At 61.3% G+C, this 20,566-nt stretch carries 14 protein-coding genes and 1 tRNA gene; 11 read left to right on the top strand and 4 right to left on the bottom strand.

Annotated features, from left to right (window positions below; all coding sequences use genetic code 11):
* The first annotated feature begins 62 nt into the window (after window positions 1–62).
* Window positions 63–1,208, top strand: a complete 1,146-nt coding sequence (gene dapC, locus AC1AX7_RS03955) for a succinyldiaminopimelate transaminase (RefSeq protein WP_476508797.1) — start codon at window positions 63–65, stop codon at window positions 1,206–1,208.
* 226 nt (window positions 1,209–1,434) lie between these two features.
* Here the strand turns inward: dapC and dinB are convergent, their stop codons facing one another.
* Window positions 1,435–2,709, bottom strand: coding sequence for a DNA polymerase IV (gene dinB, locus AC1AX7_RS03960; protein WP_476508798.1), 1,275 nt, complete (start codon window positions 2,707–2,709; stop codon window positions 1,435–1,437).
* 310 nt (window positions 2,710–3,019) lie between these two features.
* On the opposite strand from dinB, the gene AC1AX7_RS03965 reads away from it, so the two are divergent.
* The 3 genes from AC1AX7_RS03965 to AC1AX7_RS03975 all read left to right on the top strand — a co-directional run bounded on the left by AC1AX7_RS03965 (window position 3,020) and on the right by AC1AX7_RS03975 (window position 5,734).
* Window positions 3,020–3,976, top strand: a complete 957-nt coding sequence (locus tag AC1AX7_RS03965; RefSeq protein ID WP_476508799.1) for an alpha/beta hydrolase — start codon at window positions 3,020–3,022, stop codon at window positions 3,974–3,976.
* Window positions 3,977–4,334: 358 nt separating this feature from the next.
* Window positions 4,335–5,270, top strand: a complete 936-nt coding sequence (locus tag AC1AX7_RS03970; RefSeq protein WP_476508800.1) for an EamA family transporter — start codon at window positions 4,335–4,337, stop codon at window positions 5,268–5,270.
* Window positions 5,271–5,646: 376 nt separating this feature from the next.
* Window positions 5,647–5,734 (top strand) — tRNA-Ser (locus AC1AX7_RS03975).
* 126 nt (window positions 5,735–5,860) lie between these two features.
* Here the strand turns inward: AC1AX7_RS03975 and AC1AX7_RS03980 are convergent.
* Window positions 5,861–6,982 (bottom strand): IS1249 family transposase, encoded by a 1,122-nt coding sequence (locus AC1AX7_RS03980; RefSeq protein ID WP_476508881.1) that lies wholly within the window; start codon window positions 6,980–6,982, stop codon window positions 5,861–5,863.
* Between the two features lie 908 nt (window positions 6,983–7,890).
* Here AC1AX7_RS03980 and AC1AX7_RS03985 point away from each other — a divergent pair.
* The 7 genes from AC1AX7_RS03985 to rpsI all read left to right on the top strand — a co-directional run bounded on the left by AC1AX7_RS03985 (window position 7,891) and on the right by rpsI (window position 15,561).
* Window positions 7,891–9,237 (top strand): CapA family protein, encoded by a 1,347-nt coding sequence (locus AC1AX7_RS03985; RefSeq protein WP_476508801.1) that lies wholly within the window; start codon window positions 7,891–7,893, stop codon window positions 9,235–9,237.
* 271 nt (window positions 9,238–9,508) lie between these two features.
* The gene (locus tag AC1AX7_RS03990; RefSeq protein WP_476508882.1) at window positions 9,509–10,450 is read left to right on the top strand and encodes a D-2-hydroxyacid dehydrogenase family protein; all 942 of its coding nucleotides are present in this window, start codon (window positions 9,509–9,511) and stop codon (window positions 10,448–10,450) included.
* Window positions 10,451–10,637: 187 nt separating this feature from the next.
* On the top strand, window positions 10,638–11,276 hold the full coding sequence (locus AC1AX7_RS03995) for an IMPACT family protein (RefSeq protein ID WP_476508802.1): 639 nt from the start codon (window positions 10,638–10,640) through the stop codon (window positions 11,274–11,276).
* A gap of 17 nt (window positions 11,277–11,293) precedes the next feature.
* Window positions 11,294–11,932, top strand: coding sequence for an AbrB family transcriptional regulator (locus tag AC1AX7_RS04000; RefSeq protein ID WP_476508803.1), 639 nt, complete (start codon window positions 11,294–11,296; stop codon window positions 11,930–11,932).
* A 224-nt stretch (window positions 11,933–12,156) separates the two neighbouring features.
* On the top strand, window positions 12,157–14,346 hold the full coding sequence (malQ, locus tag AC1AX7_RS04005; RefSeq protein WP_476508804.1) for a 4-alpha-glucanotransferase: 2,190 nt from the start codon (window positions 12,157–12,159) through the stop codon (window positions 14,344–14,346).
* Between the two features lie 252 nt (window positions 14,347–14,598).
* On the top strand, window positions 14,599–15,048 hold the full coding sequence (gene rplM, locus AC1AX7_RS04010; protein ID WP_476508805.1) for a 50S ribosomal protein L13: 450 nt from the start codon (window positions 14,599–14,601) through the stop codon (window positions 15,046–15,048).
* A gap of 21 nt (window positions 15,049–15,069) precedes the next feature.
* On the top strand, window positions 15,070–15,561 hold the full coding sequence (gene rpsI / locus AC1AX7_RS04015) for a 30S ribosomal protein S9 (RefSeq protein ID WP_476508806.1): 492 nt from the start codon (window positions 15,070–15,072) through the stop codon (window positions 15,559–15,561).
* A gap of 774 nt (window positions 15,562–16,335) precedes the next feature.
* On the opposite strand, the gene glgX is transcribed toward rpsI, so the two are convergent.
* Together glgX and AC1AX7_RS04025 are read right to left on the bottom strand one after the other, a co-directional pair.
* Window positions 16,336–18,915 (bottom strand): glycogen debranching protein GlgX, encoded by a 2,580-nt coding sequence (glgX, locus tag AC1AX7_RS04020; RefSeq protein WP_476508807.1) that lies wholly within the window; start codon window positions 18,913–18,915, stop codon window positions 16,336–16,338.
* Between the two features lie 278 nt (window positions 18,916–19,193).
* Window positions 19,194–20,558, bottom strand: coding sequence for an ROK family transcriptional regulator (locus tag AC1AX7_RS04025; RefSeq protein WP_476508808.1), 1,365 nt, complete (start codon window positions 20,556–20,558; stop codon window positions 19,194–19,196).
* Window positions 20,559–20,566: the final 8 nt, after the last annotated feature.

Consider the following 20,566-nt stretch of genomic DNA (forward strand, 5'->3'; position numbering starts at 1 on the left):
GCCATATTACGATTGTTCCGTATAGTGTTTGTTCTTCCGTTAACGTGGAAAGGTCGATCATCATGGGATTCCGCGAATTCTCATCCCCGTATGACTGGTCTCGCATCGCGCGCTACAAGCGTACCGCCAAAGCCGCATTCGGCGGCATGATCGACCTTTCGGTCGGCTCTCCGGTCGATCCCGTACCGGATTCGGTGCGCAAGGCATTGGCAATCGCCTCCGACGACGCGAACGCGTACGGGTATCCCGCCACGATCGGCACGCCCGAACTGCGCAAGGCGATCGGCACCTGGTTCGCGGATACGCGCGGCGTCGGCCTTGACGCGATCGGCGCGGGCGTCGTTCCGACGGTCGGTTCGAAGGAAGCCGTCGCGTTGATGGCTTCCCTGCTGCATTTGGGGGAGGGCGACGTCGTCGTGCAGCCGCGCGTTTCCTACCCGACATACGAGATCGGCACGCAGCTGGCCGGTGCGCGCGTCATGAAGGTCGACGACGTCGCCGATACGGAAAGCTGGGAGCATGAGCCCGGCGTCAAGGCGGTGTGGGTGAACTCGCCGTGCAATCCGACGGGCGAGACCCTGACTGCGGCGCGGATGGCCGGCATCGTCGCAGCCGCACGCCGTATCGGCGCAACGGTGCTGTCCGACGAATGCTATGCGCTGATGCATTGGGATGCGGGAGAAGCCCGCAGCGCCACAGGCATCGCCGACGCGCCATGCATGTTGCGTTCCGATATCTGCGAAGGCCGCGCCGACGGCGTCCTCGCATTGTATTCGTTGAGCAAACAGTCCAATATGGCCGGATACAGGACGGCTTTCATCGCCGGCGATGCCAGGCTGATCGGGGAAATGATCGATTACCGCAAGCAGATCGGTCAGATCATTCCGGGACCGGTGCAGGCGGCGATGGCTGCGGGATTGCAGGATTTGCAGGCCGTACGAGACCAGCATGACCGCTACCGCGAGCGCCTCGCCACTTTGGTCGGCGGCTTGCGCGCGTACGGATACTGCACCGACATGCCGTCGGGCGCGTTGTATGTGTGGGTGAAGGCGAAGTCCGGCGACTGCTGGCAGGATATGGCCGCGCTCGCGCGGATCGGCATCATCGCAAGCCCGGGCGAATTCTATGGCGCGCCGGAATACTTGCGTTTTTCCGCCACCGCCAGCGACGAGGCGATCGCGGACGCCGCCGAACGTTTGGCGCGCTGAACCGTTCGGCGGGCTGGTGATGTGCCCGGCTGTATGCCCGGTTATGTGACCGGTTTTATGGGCGGCCGTATAGCCGGCTGTGTACCCGAATGTGCAGCCGGTCGTATCACCTGTTATACTACCGGCGGCAATTTTGTCGGCTGGCTGTCTCCTTTCATCAGGCCTATCGGGCTTGATCGGCGGTCAGGGCCAATCGTATGGGGCTTGACCGGTTGGTCTTGACTGGCTAGGTTCCGAATCCTGCGGCGGATTTTCCGAAACGGCGTCGTATCGCATCCAACGCCTCCTCCGCATCGCGCATGCGTTCGGAACGCGTACTGCCTTGCGGCGCCGTCGATTCTTCCAGCAGATCATCCAATGAAGGCTGCACGACGGCGGCCTTCGCATCGCACAGGCCGCTTGCGCTGACGCCGGCAAGCCTGATCGGGCGCGGCAGCGGAACGTCGTCGGATGTATCGGCGGCAATCATCAGCATTTCACGCAGCAAACCGACCGAAAGCGGGTACAGCATGCTGGCCGCATCCGTCGGACGCGGCATCGTATGCGCTTTCGTGCGATGGCTCAGATCATCGAAACGCAGCTTCACCGTCAACGTGCGCGCCATCAGATTGCGGCGACGCAGCGAAGACGCCGTCTCATCGCAGCATCGCCGCAGCAGGTCGCACACCTGGCGCATGTCACGCGTATCTGCCGTAAACGTGCGTTCCGCGCCAATCGACTTCTCCGGCGTATACGGCGTCACCTTGCGATGGTCCACACCATGCGAGGCCAGCCACAGGTCATGCGCCACAGTGGCGGAGCCCACCGCCCGCGTCAATGTCGGCTCATCCAACTGCGCCAAATCGGCGACGGAACCGACGTCCCACGCGTTAAGACGGCGTTCCAGCGACGGGCCGATTCCTGGAATGCCGCGCAACGGCATCATCTGCACGAATTCGGCATGCCTGTCAAGAGGGATCAGCAGCATGCCGTTCGGCTTCGCATTCGTCGACGCCATCTTCGCCACCAACTTGTTGCCGGCGATGCCAACCGAACAGGTCACATGGAAACGTGACTCGACCTCGCGGCGAATCCAACGCGCAATCGCCGACGGAGACCCCCAGCGCAGCAGCGCGCCGGATACGTCCATATAGCATTCATCCACCGACACCTGCTCGATCCGGTCGGTTATCTGCGAGAGCACGCCACGGAAAATCTCATGCGACTTCGACCGGTAATACGCCATATCCACCGGCAGAAACACGCCATTCGGGCATAGACGTTGCGCGTGGGCGCTCGCCATCGCCGAATTGATGCCGTATTTGCGCGCCTCGTAATTCGCCGCCGACACCACCGACCGCGGCCCTGTGCCGATGATCACCGGCTTGCCCTGCAGTTCGGGATGCCGCGCCACTTCCAGCGATGCATAAAACGCATCCATGTCGATATGCAGCACGACGCAGCCGGATTCGTCATGGCCCCAATCCCGCTTGGCCGCTTCGACGCGTGGTGCTGTGCTCATGGCATCATCCTACGCGCAAGGGCGGTCATTTTTGGAACAAATGTTCGAATGTGTGTCGTGTTGGCGACGGGTGCTTATGCGTATCCGCGAACCGGCGGCGGGCTTTATCGCTGACGCTGTCGTCATGTTTCAGTGGGTGCTTGTGTGTATTCGGAAGCTCTGGGGCGAATCGGGGACACGCCGCTGTCTTTGACTTGAAGTTAACTTCAAATCTTACGATCGGCATGGTCAAGACCTGGCATGGCAATGGCGTCGAACGGATGGCGTGCATATGACGCGACCGGCGGCGTCCGGACGAAAGGAAACCAACATGATGGCTGTGGCCGAGAATCACTATATCGCGCCGCTGGCGGACGACGTGGACCGTCGTCACGTATTCTATCCGAACCGGTACGGCCTACGGTTGGCCGGCGACCTCTATACGCCGAAAGGATCCGATGCCGGCGAGCAAAAACCGGCGATCGTCATCGGCGCGCCGTACGGCGGCGTCAAGGAGCAGGGTCCATGCGTGTATGCCAGCGAACTGGCGCATCGCGGCTTCGTCGTACTCACCTTCGATCCGTGCTATATGGGCGAATCCGAAGGATTCCCGCGCAACGTCTCGTCGCCCGACCTGTTCGTGGAGAACTTCTCCGCAGGGGTCGACTATCTCGGGCTCCAATCCTTCGTGGACAGGGAGCGCATCGGCGCCATCGGCATCTGCGGCTCCGGCGGCTTCGCACTGTCCGCCGCCGCGATGGATCCGCGCATCAAAGCCGTTGCCACCGCTTCGATGTACGACATGAGCGCCGCGGCCCGCCTGAACATGAGCCCCGACCAGATAGCCGCAGCCAAGGAGCGGATGGCTCGCCAGCGCTGGGCCGACGCCGAGAACGGATACCCGGAATACGTTCCGAGCTTCCCGGAGCGGCCCCTCGCGGAGCCTCCGGCGGACATGCCTGAACCGGACGCGGAATGGTTCCGCTTCTACGCGGTGCCCCGCGGCCACCATCCGAATGCGCTTGGCGGTTTCACCACCACCAGTGCACTGGCGTTCATGAACTTCAGCCTGCTCGAACATATCGACGAAATTGCGCCGCGTCCGATCCTGTTCATCGTCGGAGACCGCGCGCATTCGCGATTCTTCAGCGATGCCGCGTTCGAAGCCGCGCAGGAGCCCAAGCGCATGCTGGTCGTCGACGATGCCGAACATATCGACCTGTACGATCGCGTCGACCGCATCCCCTTTGAAGACATTGACGCATTCTTCCACGACGCGCTGCGCTGAGCGGCCGGCGTTAACAGCCATGATGCCGAAGTTCCTCGGCGTAACAAATCCGTAGGCGAATTCTTTTCAGCAGCACGCTGAGAGCCCGTCAGTGTACTGCTGAAAAGAATTCGCTTACGGATTTGCGGCACTGACGGATCAGACGCATCGAATTGCGGAATCCATTGCCGTTTGTGAAGTTTGAGACGGGGCGCGGGGGATCTGCGACCTGCGTTGCGGGGTTGTTTGTTGCGTGACTGCCTCTTGCGGCGTTGCCGTGAGGGGCAGAAGAGGAGGGGCTTCGCGCTTCGTGCCATTCGCTCCGCCCATCCCGTCGTTGGCCCGCCGCCCATGCCGCCTGCGGAGTAAAGTGTTCGCCGTGAAGAAGGCGATTGTAGGAATCATGAATCGTATGCCGGTGTTCGCCGTTGTCGTATGCGAGGCGCTGGCCGTGTATGTTGCGACGGCGTTCGCGAAAGCGGCGTTCGAGCAGCTCGACCCGTTGTATGCGGTGTGGTATCGCGTCGGATTCATGGCCGTGCTCATGCTGCTATGGCGCCGCCCATGGCGTGCCTCGCGCCGTGCAGGCCTTCCGGCGAGCCTCCGCGGCTGGCTTGTCGTCGCCGGTTGCGGCGTCGCCGTCGTGCTGATGAACACCATGTTCTATGTCGCCATCAGCAATATGAACATGGGTATGGCGGTCGCCATCGAATTCGTCGGCCCGTTGACGGTCGCCATGCTGATCGGTCGCAGTTGGCGCGAGCGTCTCGGCATCGTCATCGCCGCATGCGGTGTCGTATTGTTGGCGGGCGTCTCATTGAACGGTACCGCTGGCGATCGTTTCCTGATCGGACTGATCGCCATTCTTATCGGCGGCTCCATGTGGGGCGTCTACATTGTGTTGGGCCGTCGTATCGCGGCAAGAGGCAATTCGTTGGATAATCTGTGCGTCGGCATCACGATCGGCTGGATTCTGCAGTCCGTGGTTTTGGCGCCCGGCGCCATCGCGCATGTGATTCATCCGAAGGAAAGCGCGACATGGGCGTTGCAGCCGGGCGGATCGCTGAAATTGCTGGGATTGTTGTTTGTGATTTCCTTCTGTGCGTCATTCATTCCGTATCTGACCGACCAAGTGGTGATGCGGCGCACCACTTCCGGCGCGTTCTCCGTCATGCAATCCGTCAATCCGGCCGTGGCCACCGCCATTGGCCTGGTTTTCGGCGAGATTCCCGGAATTTGGGAATGCGTCGGCGTCTCCTTGGTGATCGCCGCCGTCATCGTGACGTTCTCCGGCGACGCCAATCCTGCAAGATAGCTGTAGGGATGGTGGTGCTGTTGACGATTTGCTGAGACGGAATCCGGAGGATTGGAAAATCGCTGATGTCGCCGATCTGCTTTTGGGTTGAAGCGGAAGAGGCGTCGCCGTCGAAGATTTGTGGGGATGCTGGTCTTGCAATTAATCTGTGATCTTGGAGTGTTTTGCGTCATTTTCCCTGCTGATTATGCCGGCGCCGTTCGGGCGCGAAGTCGGTGCGGGCGGCTTGCGCGTCATATGGCGACATGTAGATGCGATGATGGCGGGATCGATGCGGTCGAAAGATAATTGAATATGGAAAAATTGTTTGCCGGTGTTTCGTCTTTGGATATGTGATATAGTCACATGCTGTTGCGCCGCGTATACGGTGAAACATGGAGTCATGCCTGAGTGGCCGATAGGGGCACCCTGCTAAGGTGTTAGTCGTGTTTAGCGGCTCGAGGGTTCGAATCCCTCTGACTCCGCTTCCGAAGGGCTTCAAGCGCTTGCTTGAAGCCCTTCGCCGTTTCTGAACCCTTGGAATTGCAGGGGTTTCGGGGTTATAGGCCAAAAAGTGTGTCCGGTGGTGTGGCCGGACACAGCCGTTCCGATCACTTACCCGGCATATGGAAATCGTTCCAGTCGACGCCGGTACCGTATCTCATCGGGATGCCGAACGTCTCATGGACGCCCTCGGGGGAACGTTCCCACGCCTTGCGGTACAAATCCCTCACCTGATCGTCGTCCGGCGCGTGCGCGACGAGCCACGCGTCGGACCCGGGCCGTTCGGTGTGCTGGTGGCGCCACCAGCAGACCGCCTTCAGCCGCCGTTCCAGCCGCAGCCCCCGGTGGCGGCGCAGCATGTCGCGCAGCCGCGCGTTCCATGATTCGATGAGGCTGTTCGTCGAGGGCACCGGGCCGGCCGCCGTCAGCGTCTCGTCGAGGAACGTGAACAGATGGCCCTCCCCTATCCGCCGGCGGATCATCCTCCTGGCCTTGACCATGCGGCGGCGCGTGTCGGCGACGCCGCCGTCGGCGAGCCTGCTCCTCTCGTCGAGGAACGCCGCGAAGTCCCGTTCCCACTGGTTGCAGTCGACGAGCCACGCGGCGGCCTCGTCCGCGTTGGTGACGGCGGCGGGCCGTTCCGCGATTCCCCGCGGCCGTTTCGCGGCCTCGAGGCGCGGCCTCATGCCGGCCGGCTCGAGGATGTCGCACCGCACGTGGAACAGGCGCCTCCGGATCCCGGTGCCGGGCCAGACGGCGGCCGCGGCTTTGAGGATCCCGCCGCCGCCGTCGCAGACGAGCACGTCGGGCGGCGCGATCCTGCCCATCAGGCTCGACCATGAGGCGCTCCGCTCGCTTTTGGCGACATGCCAGCCGATCACGTGCCCGTCGGCGACGGCGATGAGCACCGCCGCGAGCCGGCGCAGATGGATGCCGTCGACGTGCACCACGTGATGGATCCCGTCGACCGCGGGCACCGGCGGCCATATCCTCCACATCGCCTCGCAGCGGCGCCGCAGTGTGCGCGCGGGCAGCGGGTGCTCGGCCTGGGACTGTTTCGAGAACGGCCGGTCGAGCCCAACCCTCAGGTCGGACGCCTTCCTGTCGTACGTGCGGCTGGTGCCGGCGCCGCATTCACGGTTCTTGCATCGCCATCGGGTCCGCCCGCCGCCGGTCCTGCCGTTTTTCTTCATGTCCGCCCCGCAGGCGCCGCATCGTGGTGTGTTCATACCGTACGGCAGCAGGCGCATTCGAACCGGCCCGATCCCTTTCGGCAGTAAGGGCGGAACGATGTTCCGGACACACTTTCCGGCCGACCTCGAAAGTGCCCCCGCGGACATTCGAATCCCCGACACGCATTCCGGGACAAGGCACGGGGAGCCATTCCGGACACATATTTTGGCCTATAACCCCGTTCTCTGACACTGAGCTTACGGATGTGGACGTGGAAAACACGGGGACGGGAATCAGATTCCATGTCGACACGGACGGGTATGGCCCGTTCGCGCTCTCCTGGAAGCCGGCAGACACGACGATGGCGGAAACGGGCATGATGGTGACGGGCCTCATCGTAGGGCTGATGGTCCTGCTGGCCGGAGGCCTCGTCCTGCTAACGGTTCAACGCCGAAACAGGTGATGCCTGCAGCGTGTGCGGCTTACATGCTGCTTACATGCCATAAGGCCCGTATGCCGGCCCAATCGCTGATAATCCGTCTTCCCGGCCAGGCGTCACAAATTATTAGGCCCGCCTTCGAAAATGTTTCACTGAGCGACTGTCAGTGTCGCAAATCATATGATTCATCTACGGATTTGTGACACTGACAGTGCCGCGCCTTCTTTGAATGCGTAAATCGGACGCAAAATTGCGCGCGCAATCGGATGTGAATTGGGGGCTGCCCAATTCAGATGCCGGATGCCGGCAAACCGCGGAATCGGCGCGCAATCAGCGCAACAATCGGCGCAACATTAAGCGGAGGCGGGGGACGCCGTTGTCTCCGTCTCCTGCGTTTCATTTTACCTGCGCTTCAATTGGAATCATGGCAAGAAAAGGCGGTAATCTGATTTCATCGTGCAATATCGGTGCATCCAATATATCGGCGCACCCGATTGCGCATAAATAGGGAGATTTGGAGAAGATATGGTGCGTCCACAGCATGCGACACGCCGCTCTGCGCGTGTCTTGCATAATGGAACGGCGAATCCCGCGATCATTGCAGGCGCCATCATTGTCGGCATATTGATCGTGCTGGCCGTGGCTTTGGCTTGGCTTTCGTTTGGAAAGCAGCCGGATTCGGCGGCGCCCAATGACGCGTCGTCGAATTCCGCGGCATCATCGCAGAATATTGAAAAATCCTCTTCCGCTCCCGATCCCGTCGTCAAGCATCCTGGAAATTCCCCGGATTGCCCGGATGATGACTGCATCGCCGTTCTTGTGAATGGCGATCTGCTGTTCCATGAAGGCCTGTGGAATCAGTATGCGGTCAATCCGACGGCAACTGACGGCACCGCCTTTGATTTCACGGATCTGTTCGAGCCGATGCGCCAATATATCGACGCTTCCGATATCGCGATCTGCGAATTCGAAACGCCGATCGCGCAGCGTGGCGGCCCGTATTCCGCCTATCCGATTTTCAATATTCCCGCCGAAGTGGCGGATGCCGCCGCGAATGTCGGCTATGACGCCTGCACTCATGCCAGCAATCATTCCTGGGATCAGGGCGCGGAAGGCGTGGCGCGTCTGTGGGACACGTTGGAGGCGAACGGCATCGTCCAAACCGGTTCGTATAAGACGGAAGAGGATTCGTGGAAGCCGCTGGTCATCGATTCGCCCACGGGCGGCGGCAAGCTTGGCCTGATCGCAGGCACGGTGTCGCTTAACGGCATGGAAGCCGACACCGAATGGCGCGTCGACCGGTTGCGCGAGCAGGGCGATCCGAATCATCAGAGCGATATCGACAAGGCCGTCACGAAGGCGAAGGCTGCGCGCGAGCAGGGCGCCGACATCGTAGCGATCGCCATGCATTCGGTGCAGGAATACATCGACTACGCCGATTCCTGGCAGGTCACGGAAGCGCATGAACTGGCCGATACCGGCGCTTTCGACCTGATCTACGGCGCCGGATGCCATTGCGCGCAGCCGATCGAGTATTACAACGATACGTGGATCATCTATGGTCTTGGCAATGCGGTGACCGAATCGGCGAACACGCCGCAGACCATCGTCAATAATCAGGGCGTCACCGCACGCGTGCAGTTCGCAGGAAAGCGCGGCGTGGAAGGATCATGGCGCGTAAGCCGTATCGACTGGCTTGCCACGGCGAACGAGCATCAGGGGAAGTATCAGTGGTGCCCTCTGACGGATGACGCCGACGTGTGCTGGTCGCAGGATTATGATGCGCAGGTGCGCGAGCGCATTCGCACCGTGATCTATTCTCATGGCGCCGATGAAGCGATCGTGCGCGAGTGGAATATCGCTGACGAATGATGTCGGCGCGTTCATGTCGACGTTCGTGCGTCGCATGCATGGTCTTGCCCGCTGCGACAATAATGACAGTATGTTTGCGCGCGCTGCGGTCGTATGGCGTGGTTGCGCGCGTTTTGCCGCACGCATTGCGAAGGGGGCCTGCATGTCCGATAACGCCGTAACGTCTGATCGCGCCGTAACGTCTGGTGGCGCGGCGGCGTCCGATTGCGCCGCCGCATATCCGCGGATCGTCGAAACGCAGCCGGAACGCACCGATCTGCCGCTGGTGGTGATGCCGGCCGTTTTCGAAGCGATGATCGAACCGTTCCGGCGTTGGGCGATCCTGCTGGAAAACGTCGCCCGCCTGCGCATGTTCACGGATTACACGTTGGATGAGGATGAGATCATCCGCCGCTGCGAAGACGCGGACGCGATCATCGTGATCGGCATCCATTGCGGCGACCGCGTTCTGGGCACGCTCGGCACGCATGCGAAATGCTTCGCGTTCGGCGGCACCGGCGTCGCCAGCTACATCAATCTTGATCTGGCGCGCGATATGGGCGTTCGCGTATGCAATGTCGTGCATTACGGCGACCATGCCGTCGCCGAGCATACGATGGCGCTGCTGATGGAATTGACGCGCCGCGTCGGACGTTTGGACGCGCAGGTGCGGGCCGGCAATTGGGATGGCGAAGACGGCTTCGACCTGTACGGCAAAAGGCTTGCGATCATCGGACTCGGCGGCATCGGGCAGACGGTGGCGCGCATCGCCGGCGCCTATGGCATGCGGGTTTCCGCGTGGAGCAGCAATGTTCCCGCCGGCGCGTTCGAAGCATGCGGCGCCACGCCTGTGGACGATATGCGCGAGCTGATCGCCGGCGCCGATGTCGTCTCCGTGCATATGCCGCTGTTGGAGGCGACGCGCGGCATCATCACCGCAGCCGATTTGGAAGCGCTGCGTCCCGGCACGCTGTTCATCAACACGGCCCGCGCCGAAGTGATCGAGCCGGGGGCGCTGCTCGCCCGTCTGCAGCGTGGCGACATTCCGGCCGCGCTCGACGTGTACGAGCATGAACCGCTTGCGGCCGACGACCCGCTCTGCGCCATCGACGGGCTTGTGCTGACGCCGCATGTCGCATGGCGTTCCGACGGGGCCTATGCGAATCTGACCAAGCAGGTCGTCGAAGCGGTCGCATCGTTCTTCACGGGCGGCGACTACAACGCCGTCGTCTGAAGAGGTCTGCGATAATCCTCAAGTCCTCCGATCCAATCCGTTTCAATCCGATCCGATCTGAATCGGTCCGCATCGGTTTGAATCAACCTGCACCGGATCGGAACGGAACGCAATCAGCGATGATCCGACTTCGCCCGGATCGGCCCAAAATCATCCCGCACAATCCTCACATCCCGGAAGGCCGCCAATGCGCACAATCATGAACGCCGCCGCACAGCCGGCGCACGACGCGTTCGTCGAAAAGAAATCCGAATTCATCGGCGACGCCTGCCACATCGATTCCCTGGATGAGGCGCTCGCGTTCGTCGAGACGATTCGCGAACGGCATCCCAAGTCGCGTCATGTCGCGTATGCGGCGGTGTGCGGCGGCGCGGACGGGCGTCTGAGCGAACGCATGAGCGACGACGGCGAGCCTTCCGGCACTGCGGGCAAGCCGATTCTTGACGTGATCCGCGCCAATGACCTGACGGATTGCGTGGTGGCCGTCACGCGATATTTCGGCGGCGTTCTGCTGGGATCGGGCGGTCTGATCCGCGCATATTCGACCGGCGCGTCGATTGCGGTGAAGGCCGCAGAGATCGCGGCGATCGTGCCCTGCCAACGGTATCGTGTGCGCTTGGAATACGCGCAGCTGGGAGCGTTCCAGCAGATTCTGTCACGTTGCGACGGCGAGCAGGCCGATGAGCGGTATACCGACCGCATCGTGATGAGCGCGATCGTTCCCAAAGACAGATGCGCTGATTTTGCAATGCGCGTACGCGAGACATTCAATGCCGCCGTGATTCCCGATCCGGTCGACATGCTGAGTCGCCCGGTGCGGGTGTAGAGGATAAGGTGGAGTGTATGAGCGATACCAGCGAAATCAGTGAAAACGCGAAAACCTCCGATGCGGCCCCCGAAGGGTTCGAGCCGTTGACGGCCACCTATGAGCGGCTGCGTCATTCCACCGATCCTGCGGAGCTCAGCGAATTCGCTCGCCGCCCGCTGCCGGACCGTTCCGACCAGGCGGGATTCTCGCGCGCCACCGCATTGCTGGAGGCCGTCGCGGGCAATCCGCATACGCCGCTGGAGGATCGCGTTTTCCTGGCCCGGACCATGCCGTTCCCGAATGTGCTGGTCAAACTGTCGGCCGACGAATCGCCGGAAGTGCGCCGCGCGGTGGCCGCCAACACGGACGACAAGAACTGGCTGGTGGGCCGCCTGACGAAGGACTCCGACCATGAGACGCGCACCATCGCACTGCATAACAAGCGCACATCATGGAAGATGCGACTGGAAGGCGCGCAAAGCACGGAAACCGACGCGGAGACGCTTGATTTTCTGTCGAAATTGGGCGCTGAACTGGAGCCGGACGCGCCTGTCGTGCTGTCGTCCATGGTGCGTCGCGCCGTCGCGTTGAATCCCAACGCTTCGCAGGAGACGCTGGAACGCTTGAAATCCGATCAGTCGCCGGAAGTGGTGCACGCCGCAAACCGTCGCTGATTTTTTGGATATTCAGGCTTTCAGAAGATTCCGGATTCCTTAAGATTCCGGATTTTCCGGATATTCGGGATTTTGTGGATATTCGGGAATCTCTGGATCTTCAGGATTTCCAGAATCCGCCGGATATCCAGAATCCGCCGGATTGCTGCATACGTTGTCATTCTGATGTCCGCACAGCGTTGCGAAATGTCGTGACGGGCCGCGTTTGGCATACACTGGTGTGTATGACAGAGAAGAATGACAACGTACAGCAGAGCGAAAGCAAGCAGCGACTCGCCCGGCCGCTGATTCGACTGGCGAAAATGGCCGGAATCGCAACCAGCTATGTCGGAATGAGCAACGACTATCACGAAATCGACGATGATGTTCTGATTGCCGTGCTCGCAGCATTGGGCATCGACGCCTCCGACGACAAAGCGGTGGACGATTCGCTCGAAGCCCTGCATGAAGAGCGTCACGAGCGTCTGCTTGCGCCCACCGCGCTGCATATCGTCGGCCACGACGACACCGTTCTGGTGAACACGGCCATCATGGATGTGCCCACGGCGAGCATCACGCTGGAAAACGGCGAGGAATATCCGGGCGCGATCAAGATCGGGCCAGGCAGCGCCGAACAGGCGTTCGACATGAACGGCACCTTCATGGCCACGGCGGCCGTGCATCTTCCCGCCGACCTGCCGATGGGCTACCACACCCTGCATGTCCGCGCCGGCTGGCGTACGCAGGATGTGACGCTGATCAGCGCCCCCGAAAAGATCGACCTGCTCGATCCGATGAAGGAAGGCTCGCTGTGGGGCTGGATGAGTCAGCTCTATTCGATTCGTTCGGACGCTTCCTGGGGCGTCGGCGATTATCGTGATCTGAAGACTTTGCTGGTCGAATCCAAGCGCAAGACCGGCGCCGATTTCATGCTGATCAATCCGCTGCACGCGGCCGAACCGGTGTCGCCGCTGACGCCGTCGCCGTATTTGCCGGTGTCGCGTCGTTTCGTGAATTTCACATACATCCATCCGGAGGATATCGCCGAATATGCGATGCTGTCCGACGGGGACAAGGCGCAGATCGACGCGCTGCACGGCGACGTCGAGCCGTTGAACGGCGACGCGCAGATCATCGACCGCGATGCGATGTGGCATGCGAAGATGCGCGCATTGTGGACGATCTACAAGGCCGGCCGCAGCGCGGGACGCCAGCAGGCATTCGATGATTACAAGCAGGCGTGCGGCGACGAATTGGAAGCGTATGCGACCTGGTGCCTGTGCTACGACAAGCTCGGCGCCCCCGATGGCGACGGCGAGAACGCCGGATGGACGCAGCGTCTGACGAAGGATTCGCCCGAGGTCGCCCGTCTGCGCGAACAGTATCCGGATACGCTTGACTTCTATCGCTGGATGGAATGGGTGGCCGTGGAACAGCTGCATGACGCGCAGCAGGCCGCGCGCGACGCCGGCATGCGCATCGGCATCATGGCCGATATGGCGGTCGGCGTGCATCCGTGCGGCGCCGACGCATGGTGGTATCCGGAACGTTTCGCCAAGGGCGCCACGGTCGGCGCTCCGCCGGACATGTTCAACCAGCAGGGGCAGGATTGGAGCCAGCCTCCGCTCAACCCGATCGAACTGGAACGCACCGGCTACCGCGTGTATCGCGATATGGTGCACGGCATGTTCTCGAATGCGGGCGCAGTGCGCATCGACCATATTCTTGGCCTGTTCCGCCTGTGGTGGATTCCGTCGGGCAAGCAGGCCACGGACGGCGCATACGTGCATTACGATTCCGATGTCATGCTCGGCATCCTCGCCATTGAAGCCAGCCGTGCGGGCGGCGTCGTCGTCGGCGAGGATCTGGGCGTCGTGCCGTCGTATGTGGCCAAGTCGCTGTCGTCCCATGGCATCCTGGGCTGCGCCGTCGAATGGTTCGAACAGTTCGACGGCGAATTCCGAGCCCCGAAGGATTGGCGTCCGTACGCATTGGCATCCGTCAACACGCATGATCTGCCGCCGGCGGCCGGCTACCTGGAATATGAGCACGTCAAGCTGCGCGAACGTCTGGGACTGCTCACCGGCCCGGTCGAGGAATTCCAGGCTTCGGCAACGGCCGAACATAACGCGATGCTCGACATGCTCGTCGAAAACGGCTATCTCGACAAGTCGATGCTTGACGATGAAATCGCCAACGAAGATGAAATCGTGGACGCCCTGTACCGCGGCCTGAAGGGATCGTCCTGCAAGCTGCTGGCCGCCTCCATCGTCGACGCGGTCGGCGAAAAGCGCGCGCAGAATCAGCCCGGCACCAACAACGAATACGCCAACTGGCGTATTCCTTTGGCGGACGGCCACGGCAATGTCGTGCCGCTGGAATCACTGTTCGACAATCCTCGTCTGCAGCATATCGCCGGAATCATGCGCGGCTGATTGCGGGCCCCGCATCGCCCGGGCATTCGGCATGTCGCGCAGGACGGCACGGCTTGCCGAATGTCAAGGCAGGCGATACACTAATAGATTGTTGTGTTTCCCTACGGGGTCCTTCAAAGCGCTTTCCCACTCGCCATCGAGGACTTTCAGGGAGCCCACGGATAATGAGGCTTTACAGATCGTCTGAGCGTCCCTTTCAACGCGAAGGCCATGTTGTTAAGCCCGGAACACAATGAATAGAAAAGGTACATCGTGAAAACTTTCACACCGAAGCCAGCTGATCTGACTCACGACTGGTACATTATCGACGCCACCGACGTTGTGCTCGGACGCCTTGCCAGCCAGGCTGCCATTCTGCTGCGCGGCAAGAACAAGCCGACCTTCGCTCCGCACGCTGATTCTGGCAACCACGTGATCATCATCAACGCCGACAAGATCGCTCTGACCGGCAACAAGATGGGCAAGGAACTGTACATGCACTCCGGTCGTCCGGGTGGCCTGCGTCGTGATACCTACGCCGAGCTGCTGAAGAACAAGCCGGAACGCATCATCACCGCTGCCATCAAGGGCATGATGCCGAAGAACCGTCTGTCCAAGGTGCAGCTGGGCCGCTTGCGCGTCTTCAGCGGCGCCGAACATCCGCACATTGCTCAGCAGCCTCAGGTCTTCGAGATCACTCAGGTCTCGCAGCAGGGTAAGTGAACCGAAGGGAGATAGAGAAACATGGCTGAAAACACCAACAACTCCGCGGTTCTCGAAACCGAAGAGGAGCTCACCTCGTACACCACCGAAACCAACTCCGGCGCAGGCACCGGCACCTCCACGATCGCTCCGGGCTACGGCACCGGCCGTCGCAAGGAAGCCGTCGCCCGTGTCCGTCTGGTTCCGGGCACCGGCAAGTGGAGCATCAACGGCCGCACTCTGGAAGAGTACTTCCCGGCCAAGCTGCTGCAGCGTGAAGTGAACTCCCCGATCGTGCTGCTCAAGCTCGAAGGCAAGTTCGACGCCATCGTCCTCGTTGACGGTGGCGGCACCACCGGACAGGCCGGCGCCATCCGTCTGGGTGTCGCCCGCGCTCTGAACGCCATCGATCGTGACGCGAACCGCGCCGCCCTGAAGAAGGCCGGCTTCCTGACCCGCGACGCCCGCGTCGTGGAACGCAAGAAGGCTGGTCTGCACAAGGCTCGTCGCGCTCCGCAGTTCTCGAAGCGCTAAAGCTTTACGGCTTTACCAAAGGCCCTCGGATTTCCCTCCGAGGGCCTTTTTCGTATCTTCAGCCAGCCTGTTTGTCCTGTCTGTTTGTTCTGTCTCTTTGTTTGTTCCTGTTTGTTTGTTCCTGTTTGTTTGTTCCTGTTTGTTTGTTCCTGGTGGTTGTCCTGTCTGTTTGTTCTATCTGTCCGTCTCTCATCCTCGTCCCTCTTTCTGTGCTGCGTTGACGGTTTTGACCTCAACACGCCGCGGTCGCCGGTCAAAAGTGTCAGAGGTCGGGTTGGCCTGGTGCCGGTTGGTGTGTTGTGTTGACGGTTTTGGTCGCGACGCGCCGGGTTATGCGGTCAAAAGTGTCAAGGACTGGGGCGGGCTGGAGTTGACTGATGCGCTGTGCTGACGTTTTTGGCCGGCGCCTGCGGCGTGTTGCGGTCAATACTGTCAGAGGTGGGGCCGGGCTGGTGCCGGTTGGTGTGTTGTGCTGACGTTTTTGGTCGCGACGCGCCGGGTTATGCGGTCAAAAGTGTCAGGGGTGGGGGCGGGCTGGTGTTGGTTGGTGTGGTGCGTTGACGGTTTTGACCGGCGACCCCGGCGTGTTGCGGTCAATACTGTCAAGGACTGGAGCGGGCTGGAGTTGACTGATGCGCTGTGCTGACGGTTTTGACCGGCGACCCCGGCGTGTTGCGGTCAAAAGCGTCAGGGGATGGGTACGGGGAGGCCAGTTGGGATGAGAGGAAGCCGGCTGGGTGGTGCGGATGCTGCCGGAAGCCGGAGTGGGACGGGTCAGTAGGTCATCTGACGCATCAGATTGATGCTGAGGGCAGGCATCGGGAAGGTCTGGGCGGTGAATCCGGGGAAGACGTCATCGGGGGACTTGGCCACCTCGTCATCGTCATTGTCATCCGCCACGTCATCGGCGTAATCGCTGCGCGTCACATAGTCGTATTCGGCATCGGCATCGGCGGCATCATCAGTCGTGGAGGAGACACCGGCAGCAGCGGCGTCGGTCTTTCCATCAATTCCACCCTTTCCGGTAGCTCCAGCCTTCCCGGCGGCGTCACCAACGGCGGCATCACCAGCGGAAGCGTCATCAGCGGAGGCGCCATCGCCCGTCCCATCATCCTCCGGCAGCGGCGACACGATGATCGTGCCATCCGCATCGGAAACGGGGCCGGCCGAGGACCACAGGCATTCCCACAGGCTGTCGGACGGCAGACGGAACGTCATATCCTTGCAGGCGCCGTTGACTACGATCAAAATGTCGGCATCATCATTCGACACCAATCGCATTACAAAACTGCGAATATTCGCGTCGAACCAATCCTGTTCCATCGGCGTCGTGCCATCCTGCAAAAACCATTGCACGCGGCTTGAAGGCTTAAGCAATCCCAGCTGCGTCAATCGTGTGAAGAAATCCTCATGATGGAACTGGTCTAGTGATTTGCGCAGGGCGATCAGCTCCGCCGTCGCATCAACGCGGCGACGCTGCGGCGAATCGGCAGGACCGCGCAGCCACGACCAATCCAGCCAACTCGTCTCATTGTCCTGGCAATACGCATTGTTGTTGCCTTGCTGCGAATTGCCGAATTCGTCGCCGGCGAGCAGCATCGGAGTGCCCAACGACAACACCAGCATGCCGATCAGATTCATCGCCGCGCGCTCGCGTTTCGCATTGATCGCAGGATTGTCACTCGGCCCTTCCACACCGAAATTCGTCGAATGGTTGACATTGCTGCCGTCATTGTTGTTTTCGCCGTTCGGCAGATTATGCTTGCGCGCGTACTGCGTCAGATCGGCAAGCGTGAAACCGTCATGGCAGGCCACGTAATTGATGGATGCCGTCGCGCCGCGCCCCGGGTCGCTGGCGAACATGTCGGCCGAACCGCACAGTCTTGTGGCGATTTCCTGCATCGTCACCGTGCCGCCGCAGGTCGGCGAATCCACGTCGGTCAGCCAGAATGTGCGCGACGTATCACGGAAACGATCGTTCCATTCGCCGAACGGCAGGCCGAACTGGCCGGTGCGCCAGCCGCGGTCGCCCAGATCCCACGGTTCCATGATGAGTTTGAGATTGCCCAGCAGCAGGTCGCTGCGCAGCGCGTACAGGAACGGATGATGCTTCGTGAATTGTCCGTCCAGACGCGCCAACGTCGTCGCCAGATCGAAACGGAATCCGTCGATGCCGATGCGCTTGGCCCAATACCGCAGCGAATCGATCGCAAACGTCACCACATGGGTATTCGTGAAATCCAACGAATTGCCGCAACCCGTCGTATCCTGCAGCAGCCCCGCATTGCCGGGCTGCGAACGGTAATATGCCAGCGAATCAAGGCCGCGCCAGCAGACGGTCGGGCCGTCCACGCCGCCTTCGCAGGTGTGGTTGTAGACGACGTCCATGATCACTTCGAAACCGGCCTCATGCAAGGCGCGCACCATGTCGATGACTTCACGCCGTACCGCCGACGCGCCTTCCGCCTGCGCCGCCTTCGTCGCATACGAGGGCTCGGGGGAGAAGTAGTTCAACGTCGAATAGCCCCAATAATTCGGACGGTTGTGTTCCAACAGCACCGGCTCGTCCTGCTTGGCCTGAATCGGCAGCAATTCGATGGAGGTCACGCCCAGCTTCTGCAGATAGGCCAGTGTGCGAGGATGCGCAAGGCCGGCGTACGTGCCGCGCAGTTCCTCCGGCAGCCAAGGCGCGTTCGCGGTGAAGCCCTTCACGTGAAGCTCGTAGATGACGGTTTTGCTCCACGGAATATGCGGATGCGACGGCTCGTTGTCATGCTTGGCGCTGTCGCGGTCGTCGATCGCCACCGAAAGCGGCACGCTGCCCAACGAATCCAACGAACTTTTCGCGCCGAAGGCGGATCCGCGGATCTTACGGTCGACGATCTCGCATTCGTACGAAAACGCGGCCGGCACATAGTCAAGACGGCCGGCGATGCCCTTGCCGTACGGGTCAAGCAGAATCTTGTTCGGATTGAAACGCACGCCATGCCTCGGATCCCACGCGCCGTCGACGCGGTAGCCGTATCGCATGCCGTCCCAGGCCTTGGGCAGGTGCACGTACCACAGGCCGTAATTCGGCCCCTGCATGCGAAACAGCGTCTCGCGCAGGCCCAGATGCTCGACGGCGCGCGTCGCCACATGGTATTCACGCAGATCCCGTTCGAAAGCGTTCAAAGAATCCTTGCGCAGGCGAATCGCCTCATTGTAGAACGCCGAAGGCTTATCCAACGGCTCGATGACGCTGAGCCATATCTGATCGGCGGTTTCCGAGCGGATCACCGCGTCGGCCCCGCCGTCATCCGTGAAATAAAAGCCAGGTCGTGTGGCATAGCGATGCAATGGTGGATTCTCCATAACCCTATTGTAATCGCGCGCACCGTGATCGGCGGGGCAGCCATGCGTGCGATCGGGATGCGGATGGCGTGATCATGGGCGTGGATTGGCGCAGGCATGAGTTGGCGCAGGTGTGGGCTGGCGCAGACGTGGATTGGTGCGGGCGTGAGTCGTCGTGGTGTTCATACGACAACGTATGCGCGTATACGAGACGTCCGCGAATCGCGATATTGCAGGCTGCAGACTGCCGAATCCAGGGATCCCGTATCCAGGAATTCCGCGTATAGGAATCCCGCATGCTACGCGATCGCGCAAAGCTCCTTCATATAATCGACCAGGCAATGCAGCGCGGCGCCGATCGCATTCTGGTCTTCCTCGCAAAGCCCGCGTCGCACCGCAAAATCATCATCGAACACGCAATGCCGCGCGATACGTGTTTTCAACGCCGCCAGATCGTCATCGTCCAAATATTGCGCCGCCTCGCCGCCGACGATCACATCGCCCGCGATGACGCCTCGCATATTCGCGATCGCCTGCCCCAGATATTCCATCCATTCGTCCATGCGCTCGCGATGATGCAATTCGCCCTGTTCGAGCACGCTGAAGAAGCCCGGCAGGCTTTCGCCGTCTTCCATCAGCACTTCGGGCGAGCAGTAGGCGTCCATGCATCCCCGCCGTCCGCAATAGCAGGGGCGGCCTTGCGGCACAAGCGTCATATGGCTGATGATGCCGTTGCGGCGCGCCCTTCCAGGGCAGAGCGTGCCGTTGACGATGACCGCTGCGGTGGGCCTGCGGTCAAGGTAGACGCACAGCGCGTCGCATAATGTGCGGTCATGCCACAATTCGGCGGTCGCCGACGCCTGCGCGCTGCTGATGAGCCGGGCGGGAAGTCGTACGGATTGTGCGATTGCGCTGAGAGCGCGCGTCGCCTGTGCGATCGTCTGCTGCGAGGATACCGGTGGCGCTGCCTGCGGTCTTGCAGGCGATGCCGCGTATGGCGTTGTCTGCGGCGACGTCTTCGGGGTCTTTTGCGGTGATGTTGGCGAGGCTGGTCGCATCGTCTGCGGCGAGGTCTGTGAGGCTGATTGGGAGGCTGATTGGGAGGCCGCCTGCGCGGCCGCCGCGCTGTCGATGTCGATGACGGCCTCGCCGTTCGGCGTGACGATGCCGTCGACGGCGAAGCAGACCTCGCTGACCGTGCTTCCGTTTTCCGCCAATTCGTTGGCGAATTCGTTGATAAGGCCGCCCAATCGCTGGTAGTAGGCGTTGTCGTTGCGGCATTGCATGGTACGACGGCGATGCGCGATGATGTCGCCGCTGAGGTCGGGCGCATACAGCACGACGTCGGTGGCGTGCATGGCCACGCCTATCGCGGTGTTGTGGCGTGCGTTGAAGGCGTAGGCGCGCGCTTTGCGGCCGCCTGTCGATTCCTGCAGTTCGCCTTCGCGGATGACATCGCTTTGCAGCAGTTCTTTGAGATTCTGCGTGACGGTCGGCAGGCTTAGCCGAAGCCGCTGCGCGATGCCTTGCTTGGTGGCCGCGCCTTCGGTGGCGAGCAGTTTCGTGATTGCGGTGCGGTTGCGATGTTTTACGGACGTCGTCGCCTCGCTTATGGATTCTCTTTGCGTGTTCCCGGTATTGCTGATCCGTTGTTGCGATGTCATGAGGACTT

This window comes from Bifidobacterium sp. LH_449, assembly GCF_056356755.1.